A 24,500-nucleotide genomic window follows, 5' to 3' on the forward strand; every position below is an offset into this window, starting at 1 on the left:
TGTTCTCCTGGTCCGATCAGCGCAGTAGCGGCCGCAGCAGTTCGCGGGAAATGATGTGGCGCTGGATTTCCGAGGTGCCTTCCCAGATCCGCTCGATCCGCGCATTGCGCCAGATCCGCTCCACCGGCCCTTCGTCCATCAAGCCCATGCCGCCAAAAATCTGCACCGCTTCGTCGGCGGCGCGGCCCAGCACTTCGCTGGCGAACAGCTTGGCCATGCCGGCCTCGCCATCGGTCATGGTGCCCTGGTCCATTTTCCAGGCGGTGTGCAGGGTCATCAGTTCGGCGGCGCGGATTTCCGTGGCCATGTCCGCCAGCTTGAAGGAGATGCCCTGGTAAGTGCCGATGGCCTGGCCGAACTGCTTGCGATCGGCCGACCATTGCAATGCCACATCCAGCGCCCGCTGGGCCTGGCCGATACAGTTGGCGGCGACCATCACCCGCCCGGCGGTCAGCCAGGCATTGGCGACTTCCCAGCCCTTGCCGATTTCACCCAATACCTTGGCCGCCGGGACCCGGCAGTCGTCGAAGAAGATCTCACTGGTGTGATAACCGCGGTTGCTGACGCATTTCGGGCCACGGCGGATGGTCATGCCGGGGGTGTCGCGATCCACCAGGAACGAGGTCACGGCGTTGCGCTTGCGGCCGTTGTGTTCGTAGGTGTCGGTCACCGCGAAGACGATGGCGAAATCCGCGTGCCCGGCATGGCTGATGAAATGCTTGCTGCCGTTGACAACGAAGTCATCGCCGTCGCGCACCGCACGGGTCTTGATCGCATTGGCATCGGAGCCGGCACCCGGCTCGGTGAGGGCGAAACAGTCGACCTTTTCACCGCGCACGCAAGGCAACAGGTAGTCCTCGATCTGCGCCCCGGTGCAGGCCATGAGGATCTTTGACGGACGCGCGACAAACACATGCAGCGCCCAGGACACCTTGGACAGCTCGCGCTCGATCAGCGCCTGGGACAGGTAGTCGAGGCCGCCGCCACCGACCTCTTCCGGCATATTGAAGGCATAGAAGCCGGCGGCAATCGCCTTGGCACGAATCTGTGCGGCCAGCTCCGGCGACACGGCGTCGGCGCGGTCAACGGCTTCTTCGTGGGGCAGCAGCTCTTTCTCGACGAAGCTGCGCACCGCGTCCACCAGCATGTCCTGCTCTTGGGTCAGTTGGAAATTCATGGGATACCTGCTGGTCGGTTACTGGCCGATAAAATGAGGGGCGCGTTTTTCCACCGCGGCCTGGAGTGCTTCGGCGCCATCGCGGCTGCGGCCGCAGAGCAGGCCGGCGGCCTGTTCGGCCTGGAGCTGTGCGGCCAGGCTGCGCTGCGCGCCGTCGCGGATCAGCAGCTTGGTCTGGGCAAAGGCGAAGGTCGGGCCCGCCGCCAGTCGGGCGGCCAGATCGCTGGCGGCGGTGGCCAGTTGCTCATCGGCGCAGACTTCGCTCACCAGGCCGCTGGCCAGGGCACGCTCGGCGCCCCAGAGCTCATCGAGGAACAGCAGGCGCTTGGCCTGCTCGGTACCGATCAGGCGTGGCAAATGCCAACTGGCTCCGGCGTCCGGCGAATAGGCCATGCTGGTGTAGCCGGCCTTGAAACGCGCCGATTGCGCGGCCAGGCGGAAGTCGCAGCACAGGGTCAGGTCCATCCCGGCCCCCACCGCCGTGCCGTTGATGGCGGCGATGGTCGGTTTGGCGAAGTTATGCAGGCGATTCATCAGCACGTGGGCGGTTTCGGTCCAGCCGTAGCTTTCGAGGGTCCCGCGACGTTCGGCATCGGCCCATTCGGCCAGGTCCGCGCCGGCGCAGAAGCTGCGGCCGCTGCCGGTCAGCACCAGCACCCGTACCGCCGGCTCGGCTTCGAGGCGATCGAGCAGGTCGATCAGGGCCTTGAGGGTGGGAATATCCAGCGCATTGCGTTGCTCGGGACGGTTGAGGGTGATCCAGGCGATACCGGCCTCGACCGTGTTGAGCAGTGTCGGGTGGGAGGTCATGAAGGGCCCTCGTCTTATTGTTTTTGAGCGTGAGGTGAAGCGTTGCGGTCGATACTAAACAAGTGTTCAGTAACACCGCAATCTTTCGGAAAAGTCCGCAGGGCTGCGAATAAAAAAGGCAAGCCATTGATTAAAAATGGTTTTTTAAAAAATAGAGGTCGCTGCTGCGGGCAAGTTGTTACATCTTCGAACAACTCCCTGTGGCTGCAGCGGTGAATGTGACGGAGCTACAAGAACCTCGGGACAATCAACCAGGCTGATATCGACTATGCCTGTGACCCTCTTACTCCGCCGCCCGCCAATCTCTAGACTCGTTTTCCGTCCGTTCCAGAGCCTTCGCCGATGAATACCCACCCCGCCCCCGTGATGACCCGCGCCCTGGTGATGCTCTTCGCCTTCTGCTGCGGCGCCATCGTGGCCAATATCTACTACGCCCAGCCGATTATCGAGCTGATCGCCCCCGACCTCGGCATTTCCGCCCACAGCGCCAGCCTGATCGTGTCCCTGACCCAGATCGGCTATGCCCTGGGCCTGTTCTTCCTGGTGCCGCTGGGTGACCTGCTGGAAAACCGCAAGCTGATGATCGGCACCGCGCTGATCGCGGTCATCAGCCTGATAGCCGCCGGCCTGGCGCGGCAGCCGGGAGTATTCCTGGTGGTGTCGCTGCTGATCGGCTTCAGTTCGGTCTCGGTACAGATCCTGATTCCCCTGGCCGCGCACCTGGCGCCTGAAGAATCACGTGGGCGCGTGGTCGGTGGGATCATGGGCGGCCTGCTGCTGGGCATCCTGCTGGCGCGACCTCTGTCCAGCGTGGTCGCCGACCACTTCGGCTGGCGTACGGTGTTTATCGCCGCCGCCGTGCTGATGCTGTTCATCATGCTGGTGATCCTCACCACCATGCCCAAGCGCCAGCCCAACCACAGCGCCACCTACGGGCAACTGCTGGGGTCGCTGGGAAAACTGTTCCGCGACCAACCGGTACTGCGCCAGCGCGCCTGGTACCAAGGCCTGATGTTCGCCACCTTCAGCCTGTTCTGGACCGCCGTGCCGCTGGAGCTGTCGCGGGTGCATGGCCTGTCGCAGTCGGAGATAGCCTTGTTCGCCCTGGTCGGGGCGATGGGTGCCCTGGCGGCGCCAATGGCCGGTCGACTGGCGGATGCCGGGCATACGCACCGGGCGTCCTGGTTGGCGATGCTGCTGGCAACCCTGAGCTTCGCACCGGCGCTGATTCATCCGGCCTACAGTGTGATCGGCCTGGCCGTGACCGGCGTGCTGCTGGACTTCGCGGTGCAGATGAACATGGTGCTCGGGCAGCGCGCGGTCTATGCCCTCGATGCGGCCAGCCGGGGTCGCCTGAATGCCTTGTATATGACCAGCATCTTCATCGGCGGCGCCACCGGCTCGGCCCTGGCCAGCGCGCTGTATGAGCAAGGCGGTTGGCTGGCAATCATGGCGCTGGGCAGTGCGATGCCGCTGGTGGCGCTATTGAGTTTCCTGATGGTTGCGAGCCGTCGGAAGCGGCAGATGGCGGTGGCATAACGGATGGTTGAGGTCTGCCGGCATCTCTAGCGGTTTCAGGGGCCTCTTCGCGGGCAAGCTCCGCTCCCACAGATTGCGGCGCACACAGAACTTGTGGTTACCCCAATCCAATGTGGGAGCGGAGCTTGCCCGCGAAAGGGCCCTCACAAACGCCGCAGAACCCCGACAAAAACAACACTCCCTAGTATGATCTGCGCTTTGCACACCACAGGGCGTGGATCATGACTGCAACGAAAGACCGGGTTCGTATCATCGATAGCACCGTCCTCTCGGACGACTGGTACCTGCTGAAGAAAACCACCTTCGACTTCCTGCGCAGCGACGGCACCTGGCAGCGGCAAAGCCGCGAGACCTACGACCGCGGCAATGGCGCCACCATCCTGCTGTTCAACCGCGAAAAACAGACCGTGGTGCTGACCCGGCAATTCCGCTTCCCGGTGTTCGTCAACGGTCACGACGGCATGCTGGTGGAGGCCGCCGCCGGCCTGCTGGAAAACGCTTCGCCCGAAGACCGCATCCGTGCCGAAGCCGAAGAAGAAACCGGCTACCGCGTGCAGAACGTGCAGAAAATCTTCGAAGCCTTCATGAGCCCCGGCTCGGTGACCGAGAAACTGCATTTCTTCCTCGGCGAATACGACGGCGACAGCAAAGTCAGCCACGGTGGCGGCCTGGAAGCCGAGGGCGAGGACCTTGAGGTGCTGGAGCTGTCCCTGGACGACGCGCTGCAAGCCGTCCGGCGCGGGGACATCGTCGATGCCAAGACCATCATGCTGTTGCAGTATGTGGCCCTGAACAAGACCCTCGACACCCCGCGCTGATCCCGCCTCACACCGGCGAATAAGGCAGGGCCCGTTTGTGTGCGGTCCTGCCGTAGGCCGCCTCGATGATCGCGCTGGCCTGCGCCGACACCGGCTGCCCCAACAGGTAGGCGTCGATCTCGGCATAGGTGCAGCCATAGGCGAGCTCGTCCGGCTTGCCCGGCACCAGTTCTTCCAGATCGGCCGTCGGCTCCTTGTATACCAGTGGCTCCGGCGCGCCCAGGGCCGAGGCCAGCCGCCGCACCTGGCCCTTGGTCAAACCGGACAAGGGCGCCAGGTCGCAGGCCCCATCCCCGAACTTGGTGAAAAAGCCCATCAGCGCCTCCGCGGCATGATCGGTGCCGACCACCAGCCCGTTGACGAAGTTGGCGAGGGCGTACTGGGTCATCATCCGCGCCCGGGCCTTGACGTTGCCCTTGACGAAGTCCACCTGCGCCGGCGTCGCCTCCAGGCCGTCGACGTCAAGGCTGCCCATCAAACCGTCCACGCAAGCCGAGATATTCGCGCTGCTGACCTGGTCCGGCCGGATAAACGCCAGGGCCGCCTGGGCATCGCGTTCATCAGCCTGGGTCCGGTACGGCAAGCGCATGGCGATAAAGCGCGCCTTACCGCCCTCCTCGCGCAACTGCTCCACCGCCAACTGACATAAGCGACCGGCCGTCAGTGAGTCGACGCCACCACTGATCCCCAGCACCAGCGCCTCACAACCGGAGCGCTTCAACAGCGCCTTGATGAAATTGACGCGGCGCACCAGTTCCGCCGCCTCATCACCCTGTGCCAGTTGCCGGTTCACCCCAAGCGCCTTGGCAATACGATCCTGATTCTCGGTTCCCATCTCATACCTCCAGCTTCTGGTTGAATTCAGTCACGTTGAACACCTGCGCCGCATAGCGCAGGAACGACGGGTCTTCACAGACGTTTTTCACCGGGTCATCGGAAAACTTCACCACCGGTTCGCCGTGGACCCGTACCAGCTTCATCACGATGCTCAGCGGTTCGACGCCATCGACATCGCAAGCCAGGCTGGTACCCATACCGAAGCCGAACCGCGCCTTGCCGCGAACGTGACGCAGGATCGGCAGGCATTTCTCGAAGTTCAGGCCATCGGAAAACATCAGCTCCTTGGTCAGCGGATCGATTCCCAGCTGCGCATAACGTGCCAACACCTTGTCAGCCCAGACAAGCGGATCCCCCGAGTCCTGGCGCAGGCCGTCGTAGAGCTTGGCGAAGTAGAGGTCGAAGTCCTTGAGGAAAAAATCGGTGCTGATGCAATCGGTCAGGGCGATCCCGAGACGCCCACGGTATTCGCGCACCCAGTTCTCCAGCGCCGCATTCTGGCTCTCGCGCAGGCGACCGAGTTGCTGGTGCACCATCAGCCATTGGTGGGCCATGGTGCCGATCAGCGGCAGATCGAACTCATAGGCCAGGTGCGCATTGCTGGTGCCGACGAACACCCCGGGGAAATCCCGCCGCATGATATCCACCACCTCACGCTGGGCACGGAACGACAAGCGCCGGCGGGTCGAGAAGTCCGAGACCCGCAGGTCGGCCAGTTCGTCGCGGCTGAGGTTCTTCTCCAGCCACTCGAACTTCTGGTAGAGCTTGCGGCTGACGTCCTCCAGGGCGACTTCCGGGTATTTGTCGCGGTTGCGCAACTCGCTGACCAGGGCCAACACCGGCTGTTCGAACATGATGCAGTGCAACATCGGCCCACGAACGCGGATGCTCAACTGACCGTCGACTTCACTGACCTGGATGTAGCGCAGGTTGAACCGGAACAATTCGAGGAACTGCTCGAAATCCGGCGTCAGGTACTCACGGAAACGCCGATTGAACAGGAAACGCAGTTCGCCTTCGCGCATTTGCAGGCCGGCGAGTTTTTCCAGCTCGACACGCAGCTCAGGGATCAGGTGCGTGAGCTTCTCCCGGGAACGCACGATGAACTGATATTCCACCTCGACGTTGGGGTACTGGTGCAGCACCGCCTGCATCATGGTGAAGGTGTAGTAGTCGGTATCCAGCAGCCCCTGGATGATGCCGCCTTCGCGGTTGAATGCACTTTCCATGACTTACTCCTTGTGGCTCGCCGCGCGGGCCAGCTGTTCGCGACTGTTGACGACTTCGATACGCGCCTGTTGCAGGTCGTGAAGCGCCTGCTGCGCGCCGTCGGCACTGATGGCGCGGCAGGCCGGCAGATAGACGATGACCTGGAAACCGGCCCCCGCCAGTTGCAGCGCGGTGGTCTTGACGCAGAAATCCAGGGCCAGGCCGCCGACGATCACCTGCCGGACTTGCTGGGCATTGAGGTACTCGATCACCCCCGTGGAGAGCTTGTGCTGGAGATCGTGAAAGCAGGCACCATAAGGGTGCAGTGCCGGCTCCACGCCCTTCCAGACGAAATAATCGTAGTCCTGCGGCGCCGGCAGCTCATCGAGCAGCGTGAAGCCTTCGGTGCCCGGCACGCAGTGGCTGACCCAGGTCAGGTCGGCATGCTCAAGGCCGGTGGGCTTGAGCATCTGCTCATGGGACCCCACCACCCAGGGCGCCTGGGGACTGTGGGCGTCCTTGCTGCCGACGCGGAGATCGGCCAGCGAAGCCATGAAGTTCAACTCGGCACCGATCAGGTGACCGCCCACCACCGGCAGTTCATCCGGGCAGAGTGGCGTGAAGCCCTTCTGGGCATCGACATCGAAGGCGGCGGTCTTGATCACTTGAGCGTTCATGGCGGGTTCTCCCTTTGCGATGAATCAAAGGTACATGTCATGTACTTTCAAATCAAGCACGATGTAATCGCTTTTTTATGATCCATATTTAAATGAGTGTAACCTTGAGCTATCCACTTGATCAGAAAGTACATGACGAGTACTTTAAAGAACAAAGGAGACCCATCCATGTACGAGCTCGCTATCTACGGCGGCGCCTTCAATCCCCCGCACGCCGGTCATGCCCAGGTGATGATCGAAGCGTCCCGTCGGGCGCGGTCGGTGTGGGTGGTACCATCCTTCAGGCATCCCCATGGCAAGCGCATGGCCGAATACGAGCGGCGTGCGGGTTGGCTGCAATCGATTGTCGAGCGGGTGCGACCGGCCTGCTCGTCGGCAATTTCGGTGTCCCGGATCGAACAGCAACTGGCCGAAAATACCGAGACACCCATCTACAGCTATGAGCTTCTGTGCGCCCTGGCCGAGATGACCGGCCTACCCACCCGGCAGATCGCCCTGGTGGTCGGGCACGATGTCGCCGCGCAGTTGCCGGATTTCCATCTCGGTGTGCAGTTGCTCGAACGTTTTTCAGTGCTGTGCGTGGAGGAACAGGCCGGCGTACGCAGCACATTGCTGCGCGCACGGCTGGCGCAGGGCGAAACATTGCCCGCCGACTGGATGGCACCGGGGATGGATCCGGTAGACTACGGTCTCTATGCCGTACACAGGACTTGATATGCCGGACCGTTCCGCCACCATGCCGAGGAAAAGCGACTACCTGCACACCGTCGACTTGTGCGTGCTCTTCTACTGCCGTGACTCCCAGACCCTGAAGATCCTGCTGCACAAACGTGAAGCCGATCCCTTCCAGGGCCATTGGGCATTGCCGGGTGTGGTGGTCAACGGCGCGGTGGCCGACCTGACGCTGGACGACGCGGTGGAACGCCTGCGCGCCAGTGCCAAAGTCAATCTGCCGCTGGCCTGGATCGAACAGGTCGGCACCGTCGGCGATGCCTTTCGCGACCCGCGCTGCTGGTCATCCTCGACCTTCTACCTGGCCATCGTCAGTGAAGAGCCGACCCTGAACGAGCAACAGGCCTGGTTCGCCCTCGACAGCGTCGCCGACGCTTCGGTGCGCCTGCCCTTCGATCACAATGCACTGGTCGCGGCGGCACAGGAGCGACTGTTGTCCAAATCGCTGTACAGCAGCCTGCCGCTGATGTTCCTCGGCTCCGAATTCAGTGCCCCGGAAGCCACCGCGATCTTTTCCCGGGTACTGGGGCGTCCGGTGCTCAAGACCAGCACCCGGCAACGCCTGCTGAAGATGATCGAAGCCGGCTACCTGCGCGAAACCGGACGCAAGAAACAGGGCGACGGCGGCCGGCCGCAAGCCACCCTGGAAAATCTCAAACCTGATGCGCTCTATCTGTTCGACCGCTGCTTTCTGGAGTAACGCCACGCATGAAGCCCGACACCGAATCCGAATGCCTGCTGCACACCCCCTACTTCGATGTGGTCAAGGAGCGGGGTTATTTCATCGTCAAGGAAGCCCAGGCCGTCAATGGCGTGGTCGCGGTGCCCGTCCTGCCGGATGGCCGCCTGATGCTCGCGGTGCTGCAACGCCGGGCCATCGGCGCCCAATCGATCGAGTTCCCCCGCGGCGCCATCGACCGCGGTGAAACCGCCAGCGATGCCGCCGCTCGCGAGCTGCGGGAAGAGACCGGCTGGTCGGCGCGCAAGGTCACGGAACTGGGCCTGCTGCACAGCAACACCTCGCTGATCGCCAGCGCGGTTGCCGTCTGCCGGGTGGACATTGATGGCGAAGCCGTCGACAGCACCGATGGCGAAGTCGACAAGGTGCTGTTCGTCACACTGGCCCAACTCAAGGCGATGATTGCCGCGGGCAAGATTACCGACGGCCATACCTTGTCGGCCGCGATGCTGCTGATCGCCCACGCGCCGGAAGCCTTATAGGGTCAGGCTGCCGGCGATACAGGTCACGGCGGCACCGCCGACCCAGATCTCGTCCCCCACCTGCTCGACCCGGATCCGCCCGGCACGGCCCATCGCCGTGCCCTGGCTGACCCGATACGACTGCGGCGCCCGCCCCTCTCCCAGCAACCAGCGCGCAATGCCGGCATTCAGGCTGCCGGTGGCCGGGTCTTCGCACATGCCATCACCCGCGATAAAGGCCCGCACCTCGAACTGGCACTCGTCACCGTCCAGTGCTGGATTCCAGGGAGCGACCAGCCCGACCGCCAACCCTTTCAACTGGGCATAGTCGGGCCTTACCGCCAGCACCCGCGCCCGCTCGGGCAACATCAGCACCAGCCAATCGACGCCATTGTCGACCCACTGGGCATCGAGCACCTCCTCCGGAGCCAGTCCCAGGCCCAGGCGGACCTGCTCGCGCAATGCCTGGTCCAGGGGGCCGGCACGACGCAACGGTGGTGCGATAAACGCCAGGTCATCGCCCTGGCGACGAATCCGCACCAGGCCGATTCCGCACTCCTGGATGATCTCCTCACCCTTGGCTACGCCACCCGCCTCCAACCAGGCATGGCAGGAACCGAGGGTCGGGTGACCGGCGAAGGGCAATTCCCGGGTCGTGGTGAATATCCGCACCCGATAGTCTGCCCGAGGGTCGCGGGGCGCCTGCAGGAAGGTGGTTTCGCTGAGATTGGTCCAGGTCGCGAAAGCCTGCATCTGTTCGTCAGTCAGTTGCTCGGCGGCGAAGACCACGGCCAGCGGGTTGCCCTTGAAGGGTTCGCGGCTGAAAACATCCAGTTGCTTGAAATCGTGCTGGCTCATGGTCGGGCTCCTTGGCGAAAAATGGTCGGCGGTCAGCTCAGGGATTTCATCACACAATCCTGCTCTTGGACCCACACAGTCTTACCCTTTTCAGCCCCTACACCTGCCGGGCATCGCCATCATTGCCATCGATGGTCACCATCGACCCAATGAAGTTCTCTTAAAAATCCAGGCGCGTAACCTTTGCTCCATACCCAACACATAACACCCGGAGCACACCACCATGAAACGCCAACTCTTTCTCGGCCTCGCTTTCTCGGTACTGGCCGTCAACGTTTTCGCCGCCTCCTCGGCTCAACCCGTGGTCGCCCACACTCAACAGGCCGTAGCTGAAGGCGGCTCCGATCGGCTGATCGACCGTCGTGTAGCCGAAGGTGGCTCCGATCGTCTGATCGACCGTCGCGTAGCCGAAGGTGGCTCTGATCGTCTGATCGACCGTCGCGTTGCCGAAGGTGGCTCTGATCGCCTGATCGACCGTCGCGTTGCCGAAGGTGGCTCTGATCGTCTGATCGACCGTCGCGTTGCCGAAGGTGGTTCCGACCGTCTGATCCAGAATCGTGCATGAGTCGCGTTACCGCAGCATCCAGCCAAGAGCCCGGCCTTATCAGCCGGGCTTTTTCTTTGCGCGCTGTCTGGGTCACATCCCGTCGCGAGCAATGTCCATCGCGAAGTAACTCAGAATAATGTCCGCTCCGGCGCGCTTGATGGCACCCAGGCTTTCGCGAACGATACGGTGCTCGTCAATGGCCCCGGCCTGGGCACCGAACTTGATCATCGCGTACTCGCCACTGACCTGATACGCCGCCAGGGGCAGGCGCGACGCTTCGCGGATATCGCGGATGATGTCGAGGTAGGCACCGGCCGGCTTGACCATCAGCACATCGGCCCCTTCCTGCTCGTCCAACAGCGACTCGCGCACCGCCTCACGCCGGTTCATCGGGTTCATCTGGTAAGCCTTGCGGTCGCCCTTGAGCGCCGTACCGCCCGCTTCGCGGAACGGGCCATAGAGCGCCGAGGCGAACTTGGTCGAGTAGGCCATGATCGAGGTGTCGAGAAAACCGGCCGCGTCCAGGGCGCTGCGAATGGCCTGGACCTGTCCATCCATGGCCGCCGACGGCGAGATGAAGTCCGCCCCCGCCTGTGCCGCGACCACCGCCTGGCGGCCAAGGTTTGCCAGGGTGGCATCGTTGTCGACCACGTCGCCATGCAGCACGCCGCAGTGACCATGGGAGGTGTATTCGCAGAAACAGGTGTCGGACATCACCACCATTTGCGGCGCGGTGTCCTTGCAGATCCGCACCATGCGCGCCACCAGGCCCTCTTCGTTCCAGGTGTCGCTACCCGTCGCGTCCAGGTGATGGGAGACGCCGAAGGTCATCACCGACTTGATCCCGGCACGGGCATAACGCTCGATCTCACTGGCCAGTTTCTTTTCCGGGATCCGCATCACCCCGGGCATGCTGGTGATCGGCACAAAATCGTCGATGCCTTCCTCGACGAAGATCGGCAGCACCAGGTCGTTGAGGCTGAACTCGGTTTCCTGGAACAAGCCACGCAGGCTTTCATTTCGGCGCAGGCGACGCAGGCGCGTCGTCGGAAATAGCTGGGACATCGTGTTTCCCGAGGCAGATTCAGAAGCTGCCGAGCTTAAGCCAGTATTGCGCCGGTTTACATCGGCAGATCCAGAAAGGTCTGTTACGCAGACTGCAACAGTGCAACCTCCTTTAAATTCGCGGGCTGCGACCGTCGAGCCCTTGGAATCAAGACTTGCCGGTCACGTTTCGTCCACCCGGCCCTTTTGTAATGTTGTAAGAAATCACGATTTTGCAATATGTAGTGCTTAAAAATATTCACTACAAAATGGTTGACGCCTTCTTTCGGCCCTTGCATGATGGACCTGCCTCCCCGATCGGGAGCGCCGCAAAAGCTGTTGTAACAACAGGCTCGACAAGCCGTCGAGCTGTTCCGGATCTGTACTGCCCACAAGGCAGATTGATGAAGCTGACCTGGCGTGATCGTCCCAACGGGCGAGAAGCACTGGCCTAACGTCCTCAAAATGCTTGTGGCTGACTTCGTTACTGTCGTCAGCGCCGTTCTAAGGATCGCGCTGTTGCTTCTTATCGTTGAAACGTTGCGTGTAGCAGGGTTTGAACCCCGCTACATAAATCGCGCCCAGGGCCGGCGCCACACTCGACGGACACCATTGTCCGTGTGCGGCACCGCAGCAATTCGCCGTCTTGGCAACGATACACACGTAAACCAGACAGATTAACGAGTGGTCAAAGGGGCTTTAACATGAATCTGAACAATCAAACGACTATCGATCAACTGGCTGGCCTGTTCGCATCGCGCAAAGACAGCCTTGACGACCATATTCTCTGGATCAGCCAGACCGGAGACGTGAAACTCGACCCTCGCTCGCCTTACGCCGACGAGCGCGCCTTCAGCCAGGCCCAGCCCGCGCTGTTCGCCTGCATCAAGATGTACCGCCGGGGCCAGGGCTATGTCGGCAAGAAAGCCGCAGCCGACAAAGACTTCATGGCTCGCGTGCTGCAATCGCTGAAGTCGGAATGGGCCGCTCACCACGCCCTGCCGAAGAGCGCCTGAAGACTCGCTATAACTGAGTAGCGCAAGGCGTCTCACACAAAACCCGGCTATCGCCGGGTTTTGTCTTTCTGGAGGCGCGACTCGACGGCACCCCACTGCCGTGCAAAATCCAGAAGCGTGCTGGATTTGTCCAATTTCCCGCCGCCCCACTCCTCCACACTTGAGCCATGGCCACAGCGCCACGGCCCGATTCCAACGAGGAGAAATACCATGAGCTATGTATTCGCCCCCCAGACCATCCCATCTCTGGCGATTGAAGGCGAGTCGGCACGCTTTCCGATTCGCCGGGTGTTCTGCGTCGGCCGCAACTACTCCGAACATGCCCGGGAAATGGGCCACGACCCGGACCGCGAACCGCCGTTCTTCTTCATGAAGCCCGCCGATGCGGTGGTGCCGGCCAGCGGCGTGATCGCCTACCCACCGCTGACCCAGGACCTGCACCATGAGATCGAGCTGGTGGTAGCCATTGGTGAAGGTGGTACGGATATCGATCCCGACGACGCCCTCGCTCATGTCTGGGGTTACGGCGTCGGTCTTGACCTGACGCGGCGCGATATCCAGGCCCAGGCCAAGAAGCTCGGACGGCCGTGGGATTGGGCCAAGGGGTTCGACGAGTCGGCGCCTTGCACGGCCTTGCGTCGCGCCACTGCGCTGGGACATCCGCAAAGCGGCGCGATCTGGCTGAAGGTCAACGATGTCGAGCGCCAGCGCGGCGACCTGGCAGACCAGATCTGGTCGGTGCCGGATGTGATCAGCCATGTGTCGCGTTCGGTTGAGCTCAAGGCCGGCGACCTGATTTTTACCGGCACACCGGCAGGCGTCGGTCCCCTGGTGGCGGGTGATCGGGTCAGTGCGGGGATCGAGGGCATCGCGACGTTCGAGTTGACGATTGGCTAACGCTGATCGGTGGCCGGACAGGCTTTACCTCTGCGGTAATACTGGCAGGCTCTTTTGTGCCAAGCGGACCGCCAGCGTCAGCAACTGACAGGACTCTGAAGTTCTGCGCTTCCCACCCCGTCGAAGATCATGCCACAGACAACACGTGATCTTCGACGGTACATCTCTTGAAGTCCGTCAGCTTTTACGCCTTCTTCCTCGCCACCTGAGGCCGTTTTTTCCGAGTAGCCGGCTTCACCGCAGCCTCCCTTCCCGGCCATAGCGACACGCCCAGAGCAATAAGAATCACTGCACCCAGGCCACACACCGAGATCATCACAACATTCGCCTTCCACTCTCCCGTTGCGACAGCTTCGCTTCTCCAAGCCATCCACGGATGGTCTGGCGACACCCTCAACCCCTCGGCTGCCGCCTTATCGCAGAATCGTTTCGTCAGCGCGTTCTGCTCACTCTGGCTGATAACGGGATCGGGGTGACGGCTATACCTCGGCGTATCTGGCGGCGTCCAGGTTTCCTGATAGTGACGAGCGAAGTCGTCCCCGTAGCTGAACGTAGCCGAGACGTCCCACCACGAGTCCTGTTTGCTGTAGCGCATGTTCATCGAACATTGATCGACGCGAGCCGCAACCGACGGCCAGTCACGCGCTTGCCAAAGCGTGGCGGCATCGTAAAGCCCCATGCCAGCACAAACGAGGAAGACGATCCCGAACACGATGAGAACAATCGAACGAATACCAGAGAAGAAGGTTATGACCCAGGTAAAAAATCTCTGCATGATTTCCCTTGAGAGGTAGCCTTTGGTTTCTCAAATCGGACTCAAAGGCCCGATACGCTCGCAACGGGAATACGCACCTCTGACTGGGTGACATCGTAGACATGCTGTTCACAGCGGTCATCCACAAACTGAAACTCCACCAGATAGACCTTGCTTCGCTCCGGTGTGAATGTGCTTCTAACCGGGCCACATCGGTAGATACGCCCAATGCTCTCGTCACTGGCGTAACCCGAGACCACGAACGGTTGATCGGCGTCGGCCTGTACCTCCAACTGCGGGAAGCGCTTCAAAGTTGCGCTGCTAACCGTTTCGTTGAGCGTGGCAATCCAGCCGAACACCTTACCCCGACCGGTATCCACCACAGTTCCCTGTACATCCATGCGCTGGTCAGGATCCGTTGCGCGCCTGATCGAAAACTCTACTGGGTGGGTGGCACCCGACGCTTTCATGATGACCTTGGCGTGCTGTGCATCGACGGCCACCTTGTTCTGGCGCAGTTGGATACCGTCCTTGAGCAAACTGGGGGAAGAGTCTCTGGCATTGGATTTACACCCAGGCAATGTCAGAATCAGGCTCAACATTAGCAGCGACGTTTTTTTCATAAACACTCCATGTACATCATTAAAAATTACTTGCCGCCCGACTGAGGTACTTCAGGAGCAGACAACGTTGCCCTTTCCTTTTGCACCTCATCAGCAGCTGTGAGAGGAATCGACCGTTTTCAATACTCTGCAATATCGAAAGATATAACACCTATTCTGCGTTGATCACTACTGTCGACGCGAGCATGTCCCCCAATCTTTTCCGCCCTCCAAAAAATACGAACACCCAATCTATAAATAGCAGATTAAACTTCAAAAAATTCCGAACAAATGATTGAAGATAGCTGCAGCCTAAAAGGCTGAACTCATCAACAGCTGAAATCTTCATCATTTTTTTACCAATGCTTTGGCCATCCCAAATAGCGTCAGAAAATAAAAAATATCCGCCGCCGACGACCATCCCCACGAGAGAGGCGATACTGTACGGGCCCACAAAGCTCAAAACCGTGATGATGACAGACATCAGAAAAAGCACGATGATTGAGTCAATGATCTGAGCAGCTAATCGACGAATTGGGCTGGCCAAATTGGGAGAGTGTTTCTGTGCGTGTCCATCCATACTGAACTCCATGTTATCTCTTGACTGCCGGATCACTGTAAGAAATTACTGATAAGGTGACTTAAAAAGGGTACGAATTTATTTTCGATACGTCTGACAGGACCACCGCTTTACTCACCAAAAAAATAAATCCGCTCCCTTTTAGATCGATTGCCAAAGTGTCATCAGAGCAATCAAAGCACCGGCGGTAACCACTGATCCAGGGTGCAGCCGTCGGCCTTCGGCAATTCCTGGCTGCTCAGAGGGAGTCGAACACCGGAATCCTGATCAAAGATGCTGACCTGGCAGGTGCCGAAATTATTCAGGCCATCTGCGATGCCCCCCTTGATCACATAGCGGGCTCCCGGAATGAACTCACTGACAAAATCGACCCGGCAGGCGCGGTTACCGCTGGCCCATCCTAGCAGTACCAAATGGATGGGTTTTGTCGCTTCAATGGTGCGAAAACCTTCGGGGCTCGATGTCCCACCACTGACCGAGAACAGCTCACCTAGAAGTTATCCATCGCGTTACACATCGAAGCCTTTCCAACCCGCCCCGCCTCGACAGCCACCAACCGCCCATCACCGGCCCGAAGCTCATCCAATTCGATCAAGCACTCTCCGGACGTTGATGCCTGCAACACATAATCCATACCAGGCAGGGGTACGAAGGTCAGGGAATTGAAACACCGCCGGGAAAATTGCAGTTGCGCCAGGTAATGAAATGCGATCGGCTTGTTCGCCGGGATAACCAGTTCCGAGGACACGACTCCCGGCCACTGTTGAGCCGAGCCAGGCATACCCAGGCGCTCGTCGTTGCGGTCGGTGAAACCCGATTGCGCCGAAACCATCACGCCCGCTCCCGGGCTGTTCCAGTCCAGGCAATCACGCCCAGGCACCGCGCGCACCATACCGTCACTGACCACGCGCAACCGGGCGGTCTCGCCAGCCTGTGGCGAGGTATAAGCGGTCGAAAAGGAGCGGACGTTGGACAACTGGCCACAGCCGCTGAGCAATATTAGAAGCATTGCGGGGACAACACGTAAAACCATCATGAAGACTCGACTCGTAGAGGAATGTAAGCCCGTCACGGCTGGCGGCAGTTCTGGTTGACCGACAACTGCGGTGCAGGCTCAAAGCGCACTTGCTGCAAGCCATTGACGCCCTGGAAGATGAAATACTTGCTACGACAATCCCTGAACGTCGGCGAGTAACCCTCAGCCCTGAATCCCTGCCCCTCGACCTCCTTGGTCACGGTATTGTTGCGGCTCACCACCGCGAAAACCTGGGCGTAGCTGTCCCCCATCCTCACGCCCGGCTCACCGGTGGTAGACATTGACGAAGCACACCCCCCCAGGCCAACGACGCCGAAACACAGCGCCACAATCGAGCGGCTGCGCCCGCACACGCCCTTGTTTTCGATCTGCATGCCAGTCACTCCCTGTTATCCATCCATCAGTATTTATCGGCGACCTTCGCACACCGGTGACTCGCCAATACGGCCCAGCTTGCACAGGTCCAGGTTATCTCGCCGGGAGAACCCCGAATCCTTCATGCAGTAAAAGTGCTTGAGCTCGAGATCAATCGGTGTCTGATCTCCAGCACCATCAAGATTGGTGTACCCGCATCCCCGCATGGCGCTCTTGACCCCTTCAACGGATACACCGTTCTTGTACCAATAGGTGAAATCCGGTGGCGGCGGCTGAAAGGGGGTACAGCCACTGAGCAGCAGTAGGCCGAGGCTGAATAGAAAATTACACTTGGTCATGATTCGACATCTCAAGGTTGGGACTTGACTTGGACAAAATGTGGCTTGCCGGTGGGAGAGTCCTCCCAGTAAGCCCGGCATGCCACTCCCCCATTGCCGTAGCAGTTGTGGACCGTATTGTCACCGCCCAACACCCTCAGCACCTCCCATACGGCGTTACTACCTGGCGGAATCGTTCCTCCGGTCCCCGGGTTAAGCCCCACCGGAATCCGCCCTACCGGATCGTAGTTATGAATCTGGTACTGCAAGGCCATTGAGTCCCGTTGAGCCTGGAGACTAAAACTATCCCGACCCTGCAACGCCCCCAACAGCTTATCGGCCTTTTCAACACCATAGGCGGCGCCGAAGAAGTTCATGGAAGTATCACTCAGGATGCCGATGTTCGACGGGTCGCGCATAAACGACTCCATGGCATTACCCGTCGTCATCGTGCCCCGGCTGTGACCGTCGATATGCAAGCCACTTTGACCATACTGGGCCATATAGTCCTTGCTCTGCAGGGTGGCATTGGACAAGCCCCAGAAATCATTTTCGAAGGACTTCTGATACGCCGCGATCATCAACTCGGACGTAAAGTTGTTGGCCTTCTCGAAGTGGATCAAGTACTGCGGCCCCGTATCGGCAGTACTGTGCTGTTCTGCATACTTGGCCGCACCGTCGGCATCGTTGAAGATGCCGTTGTTGGCGATATGGACCTTACCGTCCGGTCCCGGCTTGAGGTTCTGCTTTTCCTCGTCATTCAACTCACGATAGCGAACCTTGTCGTTTTCATCGCGCAGCGCCTTGCCATCGGCATCCTTCTCCACCTCATAGACCCGGGCCTTCGCCACGAAAATCTTGCGATAGGCCTCATCGGCCAACAACGCGACCTGACGATACAGCTCACGCTTGATCTCCTGCTCGGCCTCCACCGTGCGCCCCATTTCCGCCACATTCAGCCGGTCCACGGCGGCATGAGCGGTCTCGGTGTTACGGTTCAGGCTGGTAATCGCCTCGTCGACGCTCAGCCCGTTGAGCAACCGCTGGCGTTCGGCGTTGGTGATCACCAAGGTCCCGGCGCTGACGGCACTGCGGGTGTCGCTCGACTTGGAGTCGGACTCCGAGGCGTTATTGAGGCTGTTGGCGAGCAGCGCCTTGGCCATGCCCAGTTTGCCATCGAGCATCTGGGTATCCAGGTCACCCCCCGATGCCTTGGCACTGGCCTCTGACACGTTGTGGATATCCGCAACGGTCAGGGTATCGGTAATCAGCCGGTTATTGCCCTCGGCAATGGCCTTGTCCGAACTGGCGATCAGGGCGCCCTTGAGATCGGTATTGCCGTTGACAGTGATGTCGAAGCCACCGTCCCCGGCACGGATCCCCGACTGTTCGATCACACTGGCGAAGTTGGACTTCTGCTTGGTGTTACTGGAACTGAAGCTGGCACTAGACATCCCTGCACAAATCGGTGGGATACACAGACTGATGCCGGCCCCCATGCTTTTCTGCTCGGAGGCGAAGGTGCTGGTGTCCTGCTGGCTCTCGATGTTCAAGTTCCCCCCGACCTCGGCTTTGACCGTGTTGGCGGAAACCACCGCACCTCGCACGTTCGTGTCCTTGCCCGACACCAGGCTCACCTGATTGCCGGCGTCGATATGGGTATTGCTCCAGACCAGGTCGTTGCCATCTGCGTTGCCCCGGCTCTGGGAAGCAGAAGCGTTGAAGCTGATACCATTTTTCGTACCGCCAAAGGAAATACCGATACCAATGCTGGCATTGCTGCCTTTGTTGGTGCTGTGCTGCTCCATAGTGTTCTGCGCGCCGACCAGCAGGATATTGCCATCGGCCTTCAACAACGCATCGCGCCCGGCCGTAACCTGGCTACCCTGGACCGTCAGGTCGTTACTGCGAGCTCCACCGCTGGAAACAATCGACACATCACCACCTGCCGCGACCGTCGAACCGGCTGCGGTATTGCCATTCTGTTCGCTGTTACTCTGATTCTTGCTCGCACCCAACGAGATACTGATATTGATCCCACCCATCGAGGCGGGATCCGCCATCACCTGGGTATAGGCATCGCTAGCGGCGAACACCGTGCTGAGCGCCGCGAGGGTTTTCATACGTTTGTCATCGGTATGATCGGAGGCTTTCTTCATCCGCTGTGCGGTCTGCACGGCACTGACCACCGGATTGGTCACGGTGATCGTCATACCGGACTGCTTGAAGCGGTTCTCCTGTTGCTGCTGAGTGAGGTTACGCGCCTCAAGAATATTGACCTCCGAAGCCCGGATCGAAACGTCGCCCTTGGGCGCCGTGACATTGCTACCAACCTGACGATACTGACCGCCGGCATCGATCTGCACGTTGCCGTCAGTTGCCCCAATGTTGCTGGCAGCCGCAGTGCTTTCGCGGTTTCGGTTGTCGTCCATCTGTTGCTGGGAACCCACGGTGACGGCAATCGCACCGCCGCTGAACAGCCCGCTGGTTTTCACATCCCTGACGTGTTGTTCGCTCAGATGCTCGGTGGCCGCTTGCACCTTCATGTCATTACCCGCCGCCAGCACCGTGCCCGAAGTCGATACCACGTTGCTGCCATTGATCGTCATGTCGCGCCCGGCCTGTACCACCGTCTGTTCACCACTGAGGGTCGAGCTCAATGCACTGGTCTGGCTGACCGTATCACGCGTGGTGGTAGTCTTGCTGGAGAACAGGCCATTGCTGCCCTTGAACTTGTGTGCCTCGTCGGCGCTATTGAAGCGCTCACCCGCCTCGATGTTGATATCGCGTACCGCGCTGGCAGTCACGGCTCCAGCGGCGCTACTGACCTCGGCGGCGCGGGTGTTCAGATCATTGCCAGCGCGCAGGCCCAGGTCACCCTGGGTCTGCAGGCTGCTGCCACTCTCGTTGCGGCTCGCTTCGGTGCGCCAGTTGTCCGCGTTCCAGTGGTTGCTCTGGTCGCGGCTCTCGATGACCGTTGTCAGGTTCAGGTCACGACCGGCGGACAGGCTGGTGACGCCCGCGCTGCCGCTATTGACCACTTGCGCGCCCTGCAGGTTGATATCACGTCCGGCGGTGGCCATCAGGTTGGCCGCCGGATCGGAAACGAACAGACCGGCGACCCGCGAAAGATTGGTCTGGCTACCCTGCGCGCTGTGGGTGGTGATCGTGCTGGACTGCACATTCAGATCACGCCCGGCGCTGACCATCAGGCTCTTGTCGGCGGAGATCTGGCCACCGAGGTTGTTCAGGTCCTGCGTCGCGTCAAGGCTGACGGCGCTGCCTTGAATACGCCCTTCCAGGTTATTGAGCGTGTCCGCCTTGATCGAGACCACTTGCCGTCCCGACAAGCTCGCGCTGTTGACCAGATTGCCCGTCACGTTCAGGTTCAGCTGCTGCCCGGCCATCAAGCCGCCGGCGCCGTTGATGTCGCCGTCACGGACCCGCACATAGACCTGCGGCACCAGCACACTGCGTACCTCGCCACTGGCCAGCGTCACATCCTTGGCCACCAGCCAGACGATATCGCTGGTCAACTGGGCCATTTGTTGCGCGGTCAGGGCCACACCGGGAATCAGCTTCCAGTTATTCGCGTAGGTGACGGCGTTGTCGATCAGGCCGCGATACTGCGCTTCGTCACTGGCATAACCGTCGACAAAACGGCGACCGGTCAGTTGCGCCACCTGCTCGCGAATCAATTTCTGCTCATAGAAACCATCACCCATGCGTTGCTGGGTCGCCGCCGGGTCCAGGTTCAGCCGGCCGAGCATGTAGTCCGAGGACAGCCACTGGCCATAGTTGGTGAAGCGCGGATCGGTTTCGATCAGATAACGGGAGGTGCTGCCGGGCATCGAACGAAACAGCGCGTTGTCCGGCAAGGCGCTGTTCACCCCGCCGGTGAGAATACGCTCAGCCACGCCACCGACATTGTTGGTGGAATTGGCCAATACTTCGCTGATCGGCGTGAGGCTTGGCGCTTGGATCGTGCGGCTGGACACCTCGGTAGCGCCCACCGCCCCAAGGTTCAAGCTTGCAACCTGGGGGCCACTGCCTTGAGGCGCGGTGTTCTGTTCATAGACCGTCGGCTGCAAGGAAATAGCCTGCACGCTGGGCGCCGGGTTGTAGGCGGTAGAGTCGATCCCCTGACGGTCGCGGCCTTTGCGCTGGATGCGATAGAAGTGTTCGAGTGCGCCGCTGTCCGTGGTGACCTGCTGTCCGGCGACTTCGGTGTTGGTCAGGCTGTTGGCGTTGGTTTGCAACACACCACCGGCGATGATCCGGCTCTTGTCGTTGAGGACCTGGCCGGCGTTGATCGTCAGATTGGCGCCGGCGAGTATTTGCCCGGGATCGGAACTGGCAATCTGGGTTTGGGTCACGACACGGGTCAGGTCGTAGCGGTTCCAGTCGTCATTACTGCCTTCGGGTGTCACCAGAATGTCGACTTCGTTGTTATAGGTCGAAATCTGATTCGGATCGTAGCGATTGACCGAGCCCGTCAGTTGATACTGTTGCAGCGCCTGGCGCGAGACCTCGACTTCACGTGTCGAGAAGTGTTCGTTGGTGTTGCGCACCGAGGCCGCGTTCAACGTCAGGGCACCGAGGGCCTCGATGGTCGCACTCGCGTTATTGAGTTCGAGGGCCTGACCGGTCGCGTGGTAGGCGCTATCCAGCGCCCCGCCGATGGCCATGTCACCGGTGCTGAAGATCAGGCCATGTTCGCTGTTGTTCAGGTATTGCGCACCGATATCCAGGCTCACACGAGCGGCGATCACCGCCGCCGTACCGTTTTCGACGGTATTGGTCAATGTGCCCGCCGCCAGCGCCAGCTGGTCACCGTAGATTCGTCCGGTGCCCAGGTTGCTCAAGGTCGGCGCGCTCAGCCGAGTGTACTGGCCGTCGATCAGGCCGCGGTTGACCAGCGACTCGCTGGCACTCAGTTGTACCTGCAAGGCGCTGATCTCAGCGGCGGCTGCGTTATCGATTTGCCGGGCCGACAGCGTCAGCAGGTTACCCGCCTGCAAGCTGCCCTGGTTACCCAGTCCCCCCATGGTTGCCAGGGTCAGATTGCCGTTGGCCTGCAGCAGGCCAGTATTGAGGTAATCACCATTGAGGGTGAAGGACAGATCACCCAGGCTCAAGGCCCGGCCGTTGCCGGTATAGCTCGCGCTGTTGAGCGTCAACGAGCGCCCCGCGACCAACGTACCGCCCTGGTTGCTCACGCTTTGGGTTTTAGCCGCCAGGTTACGGTCGGTCAGCAGAAACTGGGTACCGGCCGAGATCTTCCCGGACTGGTTGTCCAGCACACCGCTGCCGGTCACGGTCAAGGCCTGATCGGCAATGATCGAGCCGCCCTGGTTGCCCAACTGATCGACGGTAAGGGTGAGAGTGCGCCCTTCAATGCCTTGATCCAGGCCCTGGGTGCCGGCGTTGTCGATCTGCCCCGCGGTCATCAACAGATCGGCACCGGTGCGAATCAGGCCGCTGCTGTTATCGAGCTTGCCGTCGATGGTGAACTTGAGGTTACCTAGTGCTTCGATGCGCCCGCCGTGATTGTCAAGGCTGGTTGCCGCGATTGTCGCATCGGTACCGCTCTGGAGTTGCCCAGCGCCGCCATTGCCGATGCTCCCTGCCGTGATGTCCAGGGCCTGCCCGGCACCGACGAAACCTGCGGTGTTGAGCAACTGGCCCGAGACCAGCGCGATCGATTGCAGCGCCTGAAGGTGACCGTTACTGTTGTCCAGCAACCCGTCCGTGGCCGTCAGTGCCAGGCTCGACTTCACCGAACCGATACTGCCCTGGTAGTTGCTCAGCGAGGCGGCAGTGATATTCAGTGCCCCCTGACTGGCGATCACGCCTTGGCTGTTATCCAGTGCCCCCTGCAAGTCAATGCTCGCGAGTGACAGGCCGCTCTGCAGGATTTCGCCTTTCACGTTGGACAACTGAGCGGCCTTGATCCCTACTTGAGCCGCACTGACTGTGGCGCTATCGGTGCGCAATACCTTCGCTGCGGTGGCGGTCAGCATGCCCTTCGCGGACACGCGGGCCCGGCTGACGTCGATATCGCCCTGCCCGCTGGTGAGTGTCAGTTGGGCGGCGGAGGTCTGGCTGTCACTCAAGTCGACGGCCGCCGCCTGGGCCTGCAGACTTTCGGCGGCGATATTCTGACCCTTGGCGCTGAGCTGGCCCGAAGCGTCCAGGGTCAATGATCCGGTCTGCCCCAGCTTGCCACTGCTGTCGACCCCGGCGGCCAGGGTCGAACCACTGGTGCTGCGCAGGTTCACGGCCGTCACCCGGGTATTGCCCTGGGCAGCGACGATACCGCTGTTGTCGATATCGGCCGTGGTCTTGAGCGTCAGATCGCCCTTGGCGTACAGCGTGCCACTGTTCTGGACTCCGCTACCTGCATCGACCTGCGTCGAACCGGCACTGCTGATCTGACCGCTGTTTTCCAGACGTCCGTCGGCACGGATCACCACCTCGCCGGCACTGGCGCCGATCTGCCCGGCATTGCGCACCCCGACACCGGCGCCATTGCCCACTAGGACGATCTTGCCCGCATACATGCCGCCCAGTTGCGCGACATCGATGCCGACCACGGGTACAGCCGCAGTGCTGTTGTCGGCGGCGGTCTTGCCGGCCTGGATACTCAAGTCCTTGGCCCAGATACCGGCATTGACCTCGACGGTGCGCGCGATGATTTCGGTGTAGTCGCTGTCGCGGGTATCCATCCCGGCACCGTTGATGGAGACCTTGCCGCCGGTGACCTGATAGCCGCGCAACTCGCCGTTCTCGAGCTGCGCCTTGCCGGTGGTGAGGGTCGCGCGATTGGCGTTGATGAATCCACAGCCGTCACAGCTGATCCCGGATGGGTTGGCGATCACCACCTGAGCCCGGGAGCCGGCCACTTCGACATAACCGTTGAGCTGGCTCGGATTGCTCGAATTGACCTCGTTGAGGATCACCCGCGCCGTGCCCCTGCCCAGCGCCGGGTTGCCATCCACCCAACCGCCAAGCTGGGTCTGACTGTTGGTCGCCGAGTTATTGAGGATCACACCACGCCGATCGACATCGAACTGTTGATAGGTATTTCGCGACACACCACCCGCGCTGGGCGCGGTGATATTGACCTGGGTGACGCCGTTCCCGGTCACCCCGATGCCCGGCTGCTGCGCGGCAGGTGCGCCGGGGTCGGCGACCACCGCCGCCTGGGCCGACGAGGCGTCCAGCAGGATCAGGCCGAGCGCCGCCATCAAGGCAAAACGCAGGGGTGTCAGTCGTACCACGCAGCCGACGCCAGGCGCTGCGCCTGCCACATGACCGCCAGCTGATTTCGAGCCACTGCTCACATTTTCGGCCACCACCATCAACAGGCCGCGCGCCTTGTTGAAAATGATCCGATACAGATGCTTGTTAATGTTCCAATTCCTTTTGAGCTGCGCCAATCCGTAGAGGCGCCAGATATCAAGATAAAAAAC

23 protein-coding genes are annotated in these 24,500 nt (G+C 60.8%); 8 read left to right on the plus strand and 15 right to left on the minus strand.

Annotated elements, in window-relative coordinates; translation table 11 throughout:
• Nucleotides 1–16: 16 nt before the first annotated feature.
• Both M5B96_RS19100 and M5B96_RS19105 read right to left on the minus strand, forming a co-directional pair.
• Complete coding sequence (locus tag M5B96_RS19100; protein ID WP_248798276.1) at nt 17–1,177, minus strand: acyl-CoA dehydrogenase family protein; 1,161 nt, start codon at nt 1,175–1,177, stop codon at nt 17–19.
• 18 nt (nt 1,178–1,195) lie between these two features.
• Complete coding sequence (locus tag M5B96_RS19105; protein WP_248798277.1) at nt 1,196–1,987, minus strand: enoyl-CoA hydratase/isomerase family protein; 792 nt, start codon at nt 1,985–1,987, stop codon at nt 1,196–1,198.
• Nucleotides 1,988–2,329: 342 nt separating this feature from the next.
• Here M5B96_RS19105 and M5B96_RS19110 point away from each other — a divergent pair, with 342 nt between their 5' ends.
• Together M5B96_RS19110 and M5B96_RS19115 are read left to right on the plus strand one after the other, a co-directional pair.
• Complete coding sequence (locus M5B96_RS19110) at nt 2,330–3,526, plus strand: MFS transporter (protein WP_248798278.1); 1,197 nt, start codon at nt 2,330–2,332, stop codon at nt 3,524–3,526.
• Between the two features lie 221 nt (nt 3,527–3,747).
• A complete protein-coding gene (locus M5B96_RS19115) occupies nt 3,748–4,344 on the plus strand; it encodes an NUDIX domain-containing protein (RefSeq protein ID WP_248798279.1) in 597 nt (198 codons plus the stop codon).
• A 7-nt stretch (nt 4,345–4,351) separates the two neighbouring features.
• Here the strand turns inward: M5B96_RS19115 and nadE are convergent, their stop codons facing one another.
• The 3 genes from nadE to M5B96_RS19130 are packed head-to-tail and all read right to left on the minus strand — an operon-like array spanning nt 4,352 to nt 7,067.
• On the minus strand, nt 4,352–5,179 hold the full coding sequence (nadE, locus tag M5B96_RS19120) for an ammonia-dependent NAD(+) synthetase (protein ID WP_248798280.1): 828 nt from the start codon (nt 5,177–5,179) through the stop codon (nt 4,352–4,354).
• A gap of 1 nt (nt 5,180) precedes the next feature.
• A complete protein-coding gene (gene pncB / locus M5B96_RS19125; RefSeq protein WP_248798281.1) occupies nt 5,181–6,410 on the minus strand; it encodes a nicotinate phosphoribosyltransferase in 1,230 nt (409 codons plus the stop codon).
• 3 nt (nt 6,411–6,413) lie between these two features.
• Complete coding sequence (locus M5B96_RS19130) at nt 6,414–7,067, minus strand: isochorismatase family protein (protein ID WP_248798282.1); 654 nt, start codon at nt 7,065–7,067, stop codon at nt 6,414–6,416.
• Between the two features lie 168 nt (nt 7,068–7,235).
• On the opposite strand from M5B96_RS19130, the gene M5B96_RS19135 reads away from it, so the two are divergent.
• From M5B96_RS19135 to M5B96_RS19145, 3 genes are read left to right on the plus strand one after another with little or no spacing between them, the layout of a single operon-like run.
• A complete protein-coding gene (locus tag M5B96_RS19135) occupies nt 7,236–7,781 on the plus strand; it encodes an adenylyltransferase/cytidyltransferase family protein (RefSeq protein WP_248798283.1) in 546 nt (181 codons plus the stop codon).
• Nucleotide 7,782: 1 nt separating this feature from the next.
• Nucleotides 7,783–8,499, plus strand: a complete 717-nt coding sequence (locus M5B96_RS19140) for an NUDIX hydrolase (protein WP_248798284.1) — start codon at nt 7,783–7,785, stop codon at nt 8,497–8,499.
• A gap of 8 nt (nt 8,500–8,507) precedes the next feature.
• Complete coding sequence (locus M5B96_RS19145; protein ID WP_248798285.1) at nt 8,508–9,020, plus strand: NUDIX hydrolase; 513 nt, start codon at nt 8,508–8,510, stop codon at nt 9,018–9,020.
• Here the strand turns inward: M5B96_RS19145 and M5B96_RS19150 are convergent.
• Nucleotides 9,015–9,857 (minus strand): PhzF family phenazine biosynthesis protein, encoded by an 843-nt coding sequence (locus tag M5B96_RS19150; RefSeq protein WP_248798286.1) that lies wholly within the window; start codon nt 9,855–9,857, stop codon nt 9,015–9,017. The two genes, M5B96_RS19145 and M5B96_RS19150, sit on opposite strands and share 6 nt — an antisense overlap.
• Before the next feature lie 223 nt (nt 9,858–10,080).
• Here M5B96_RS19150 and M5B96_RS19155 point away from each other — a divergent pair, with 223 nt between their 5' ends.
• Nucleotides 10,081–10,422 carry a hypothetical protein gene (locus M5B96_RS19155; RefSeq protein WP_248798287.1) on the plus strand — a complete coding sequence of 114 codons (342 nt, stop codon included), beginning with the start codon at nt 10,081–10,083 and terminating at the stop codon, nt 10,420–10,422.
• 72 nt (nt 10,423–10,494) lie between these two features.
• Here M5B96_RS19155 and hemB read toward each other — a convergent pair whose 3' ends face one another.
• Nucleotides 10,495–11,469, minus strand: coding sequence for a porphobilinogen synthase (gene hemB / locus M5B96_RS19160; protein WP_248798288.1), 975 nt, complete (start codon nt 11,467–11,469; stop codon nt 10,495–10,497).
• Nucleotides 11,470–12,152: 683 nt separating this feature from the next.
• Between hemB and M5B96_RS19165 the strand changes: the two genes are divergently transcribed.
• Together M5B96_RS19165 and M5B96_RS19170 are read left to right on the plus strand one after the other, a co-directional pair.
• Entirely contained in the window at nt 12,153–12,464 is a 312-nt protein-coding gene (locus M5B96_RS19165; RefSeq protein ID WP_103499261.1) for a hypothetical protein, read from the plus strand.
• 210 nt (nt 12,465–12,674) lie between these two features.
• Nucleotides 12,675–13,361, plus strand: a complete 687-nt coding sequence (locus M5B96_RS19170; protein ID WP_248798289.1) for a fumarylacetoacetate hydrolase family protein — start codon at nt 12,675–12,677, stop codon at nt 13,359–13,361.
• A gap of 184 nt (nt 13,362–13,545) precedes the next feature.
• Here the strand turns inward: M5B96_RS19170 and M5B96_RS19175 are convergent, their stop codons facing one another.
• The 8 genes from M5B96_RS19175 to M5B96_RS19210 form a co-directional block, all read right to left on the minus strand.
• Entirely contained in the window at nt 13,546–14,136 is a 591-nt protein-coding gene (locus M5B96_RS19175) for a hypothetical protein (RefSeq protein WP_248798290.1), read from the minus strand.
• 41 nt (nt 14,137–14,177) lie between these two features.
• Nucleotides 14,178–14,738 carry a hypothetical protein gene (locus tag M5B96_RS19180; RefSeq protein ID WP_248798291.1) on the minus strand — a complete coding sequence of 187 codons (561 nt, stop codon included), beginning with the start codon at nt 14,736–14,738 and terminating at the stop codon, nt 14,178–14,180.
• Between the two features lie 151 nt (nt 14,739–14,889).
• Nucleotides 14,890–15,309: an RDD family protein gene (locus M5B96_RS19185; protein ID WP_248798292.1), complete on the minus strand. Its 420-nt coding sequence runs from the start codon at nt 15,307–15,309 to the stop codon at nt 14,890–14,892.
• A gap of 161 nt (nt 15,310–15,470) precedes the next feature.
• Entirely contained in the window at nt 15,471–15,629 is a 159-nt protein-coding gene (locus tag M5B96_RS19190) for a hypothetical protein (RefSeq protein WP_248798293.1), read from the minus strand.
• Between the two features lie 158 nt (nt 15,630–15,787).
• A complete protein-coding gene (locus tag M5B96_RS19195; protein ID WP_248798294.1) occupies nt 15,788–16,333 on the minus strand; it encodes a hypothetical protein in 546 nt (181 codons plus the stop codon).
• A gap of 32 nt (nt 16,334–16,365) precedes the next feature.
• Nucleotides 16,366–16,707 (minus strand): hypothetical protein, encoded by a 342-nt coding sequence (locus M5B96_RS19200; RefSeq protein WP_248798295.1) that lies wholly within the window; start codon nt 16,705–16,707, stop codon nt 16,366–16,368.
• A 33-nt stretch (nt 16,708–16,740) separates the two neighbouring features.
• Complete coding sequence (locus M5B96_RS19205) at nt 16,741–17,046, minus strand: hypothetical protein (RefSeq protein WP_152742445.1); 306 nt, start codon at nt 17,044–17,046, stop codon at nt 16,741–16,743.
• An 11-nt stretch (nt 17,047–17,057) separates the two neighbouring features.
• Nucleotides 17,058–24,440 (minus strand): hemagglutinin repeat-containing protein, encoded by a 7,383-nt coding sequence (locus tag M5B96_RS19210; protein ID WP_412548626.1) that lies wholly within the window; start codon nt 24,438–24,440, stop codon nt 17,058–17,060.
• Between the last annotated feature and the right edge of the window lie 60 nt (nt 24,441–24,500).

The sequence above is a fragment of the Pseudomonas sp. MWU13-2105 genome, from assembly GCF_023242315.1.
Classification (GTDB): domain Bacteria; phylum Pseudomonadota; class Gammaproteobacteria; order Pseudomonadales; family Pseudomonadaceae; genus Aquipseudomonas.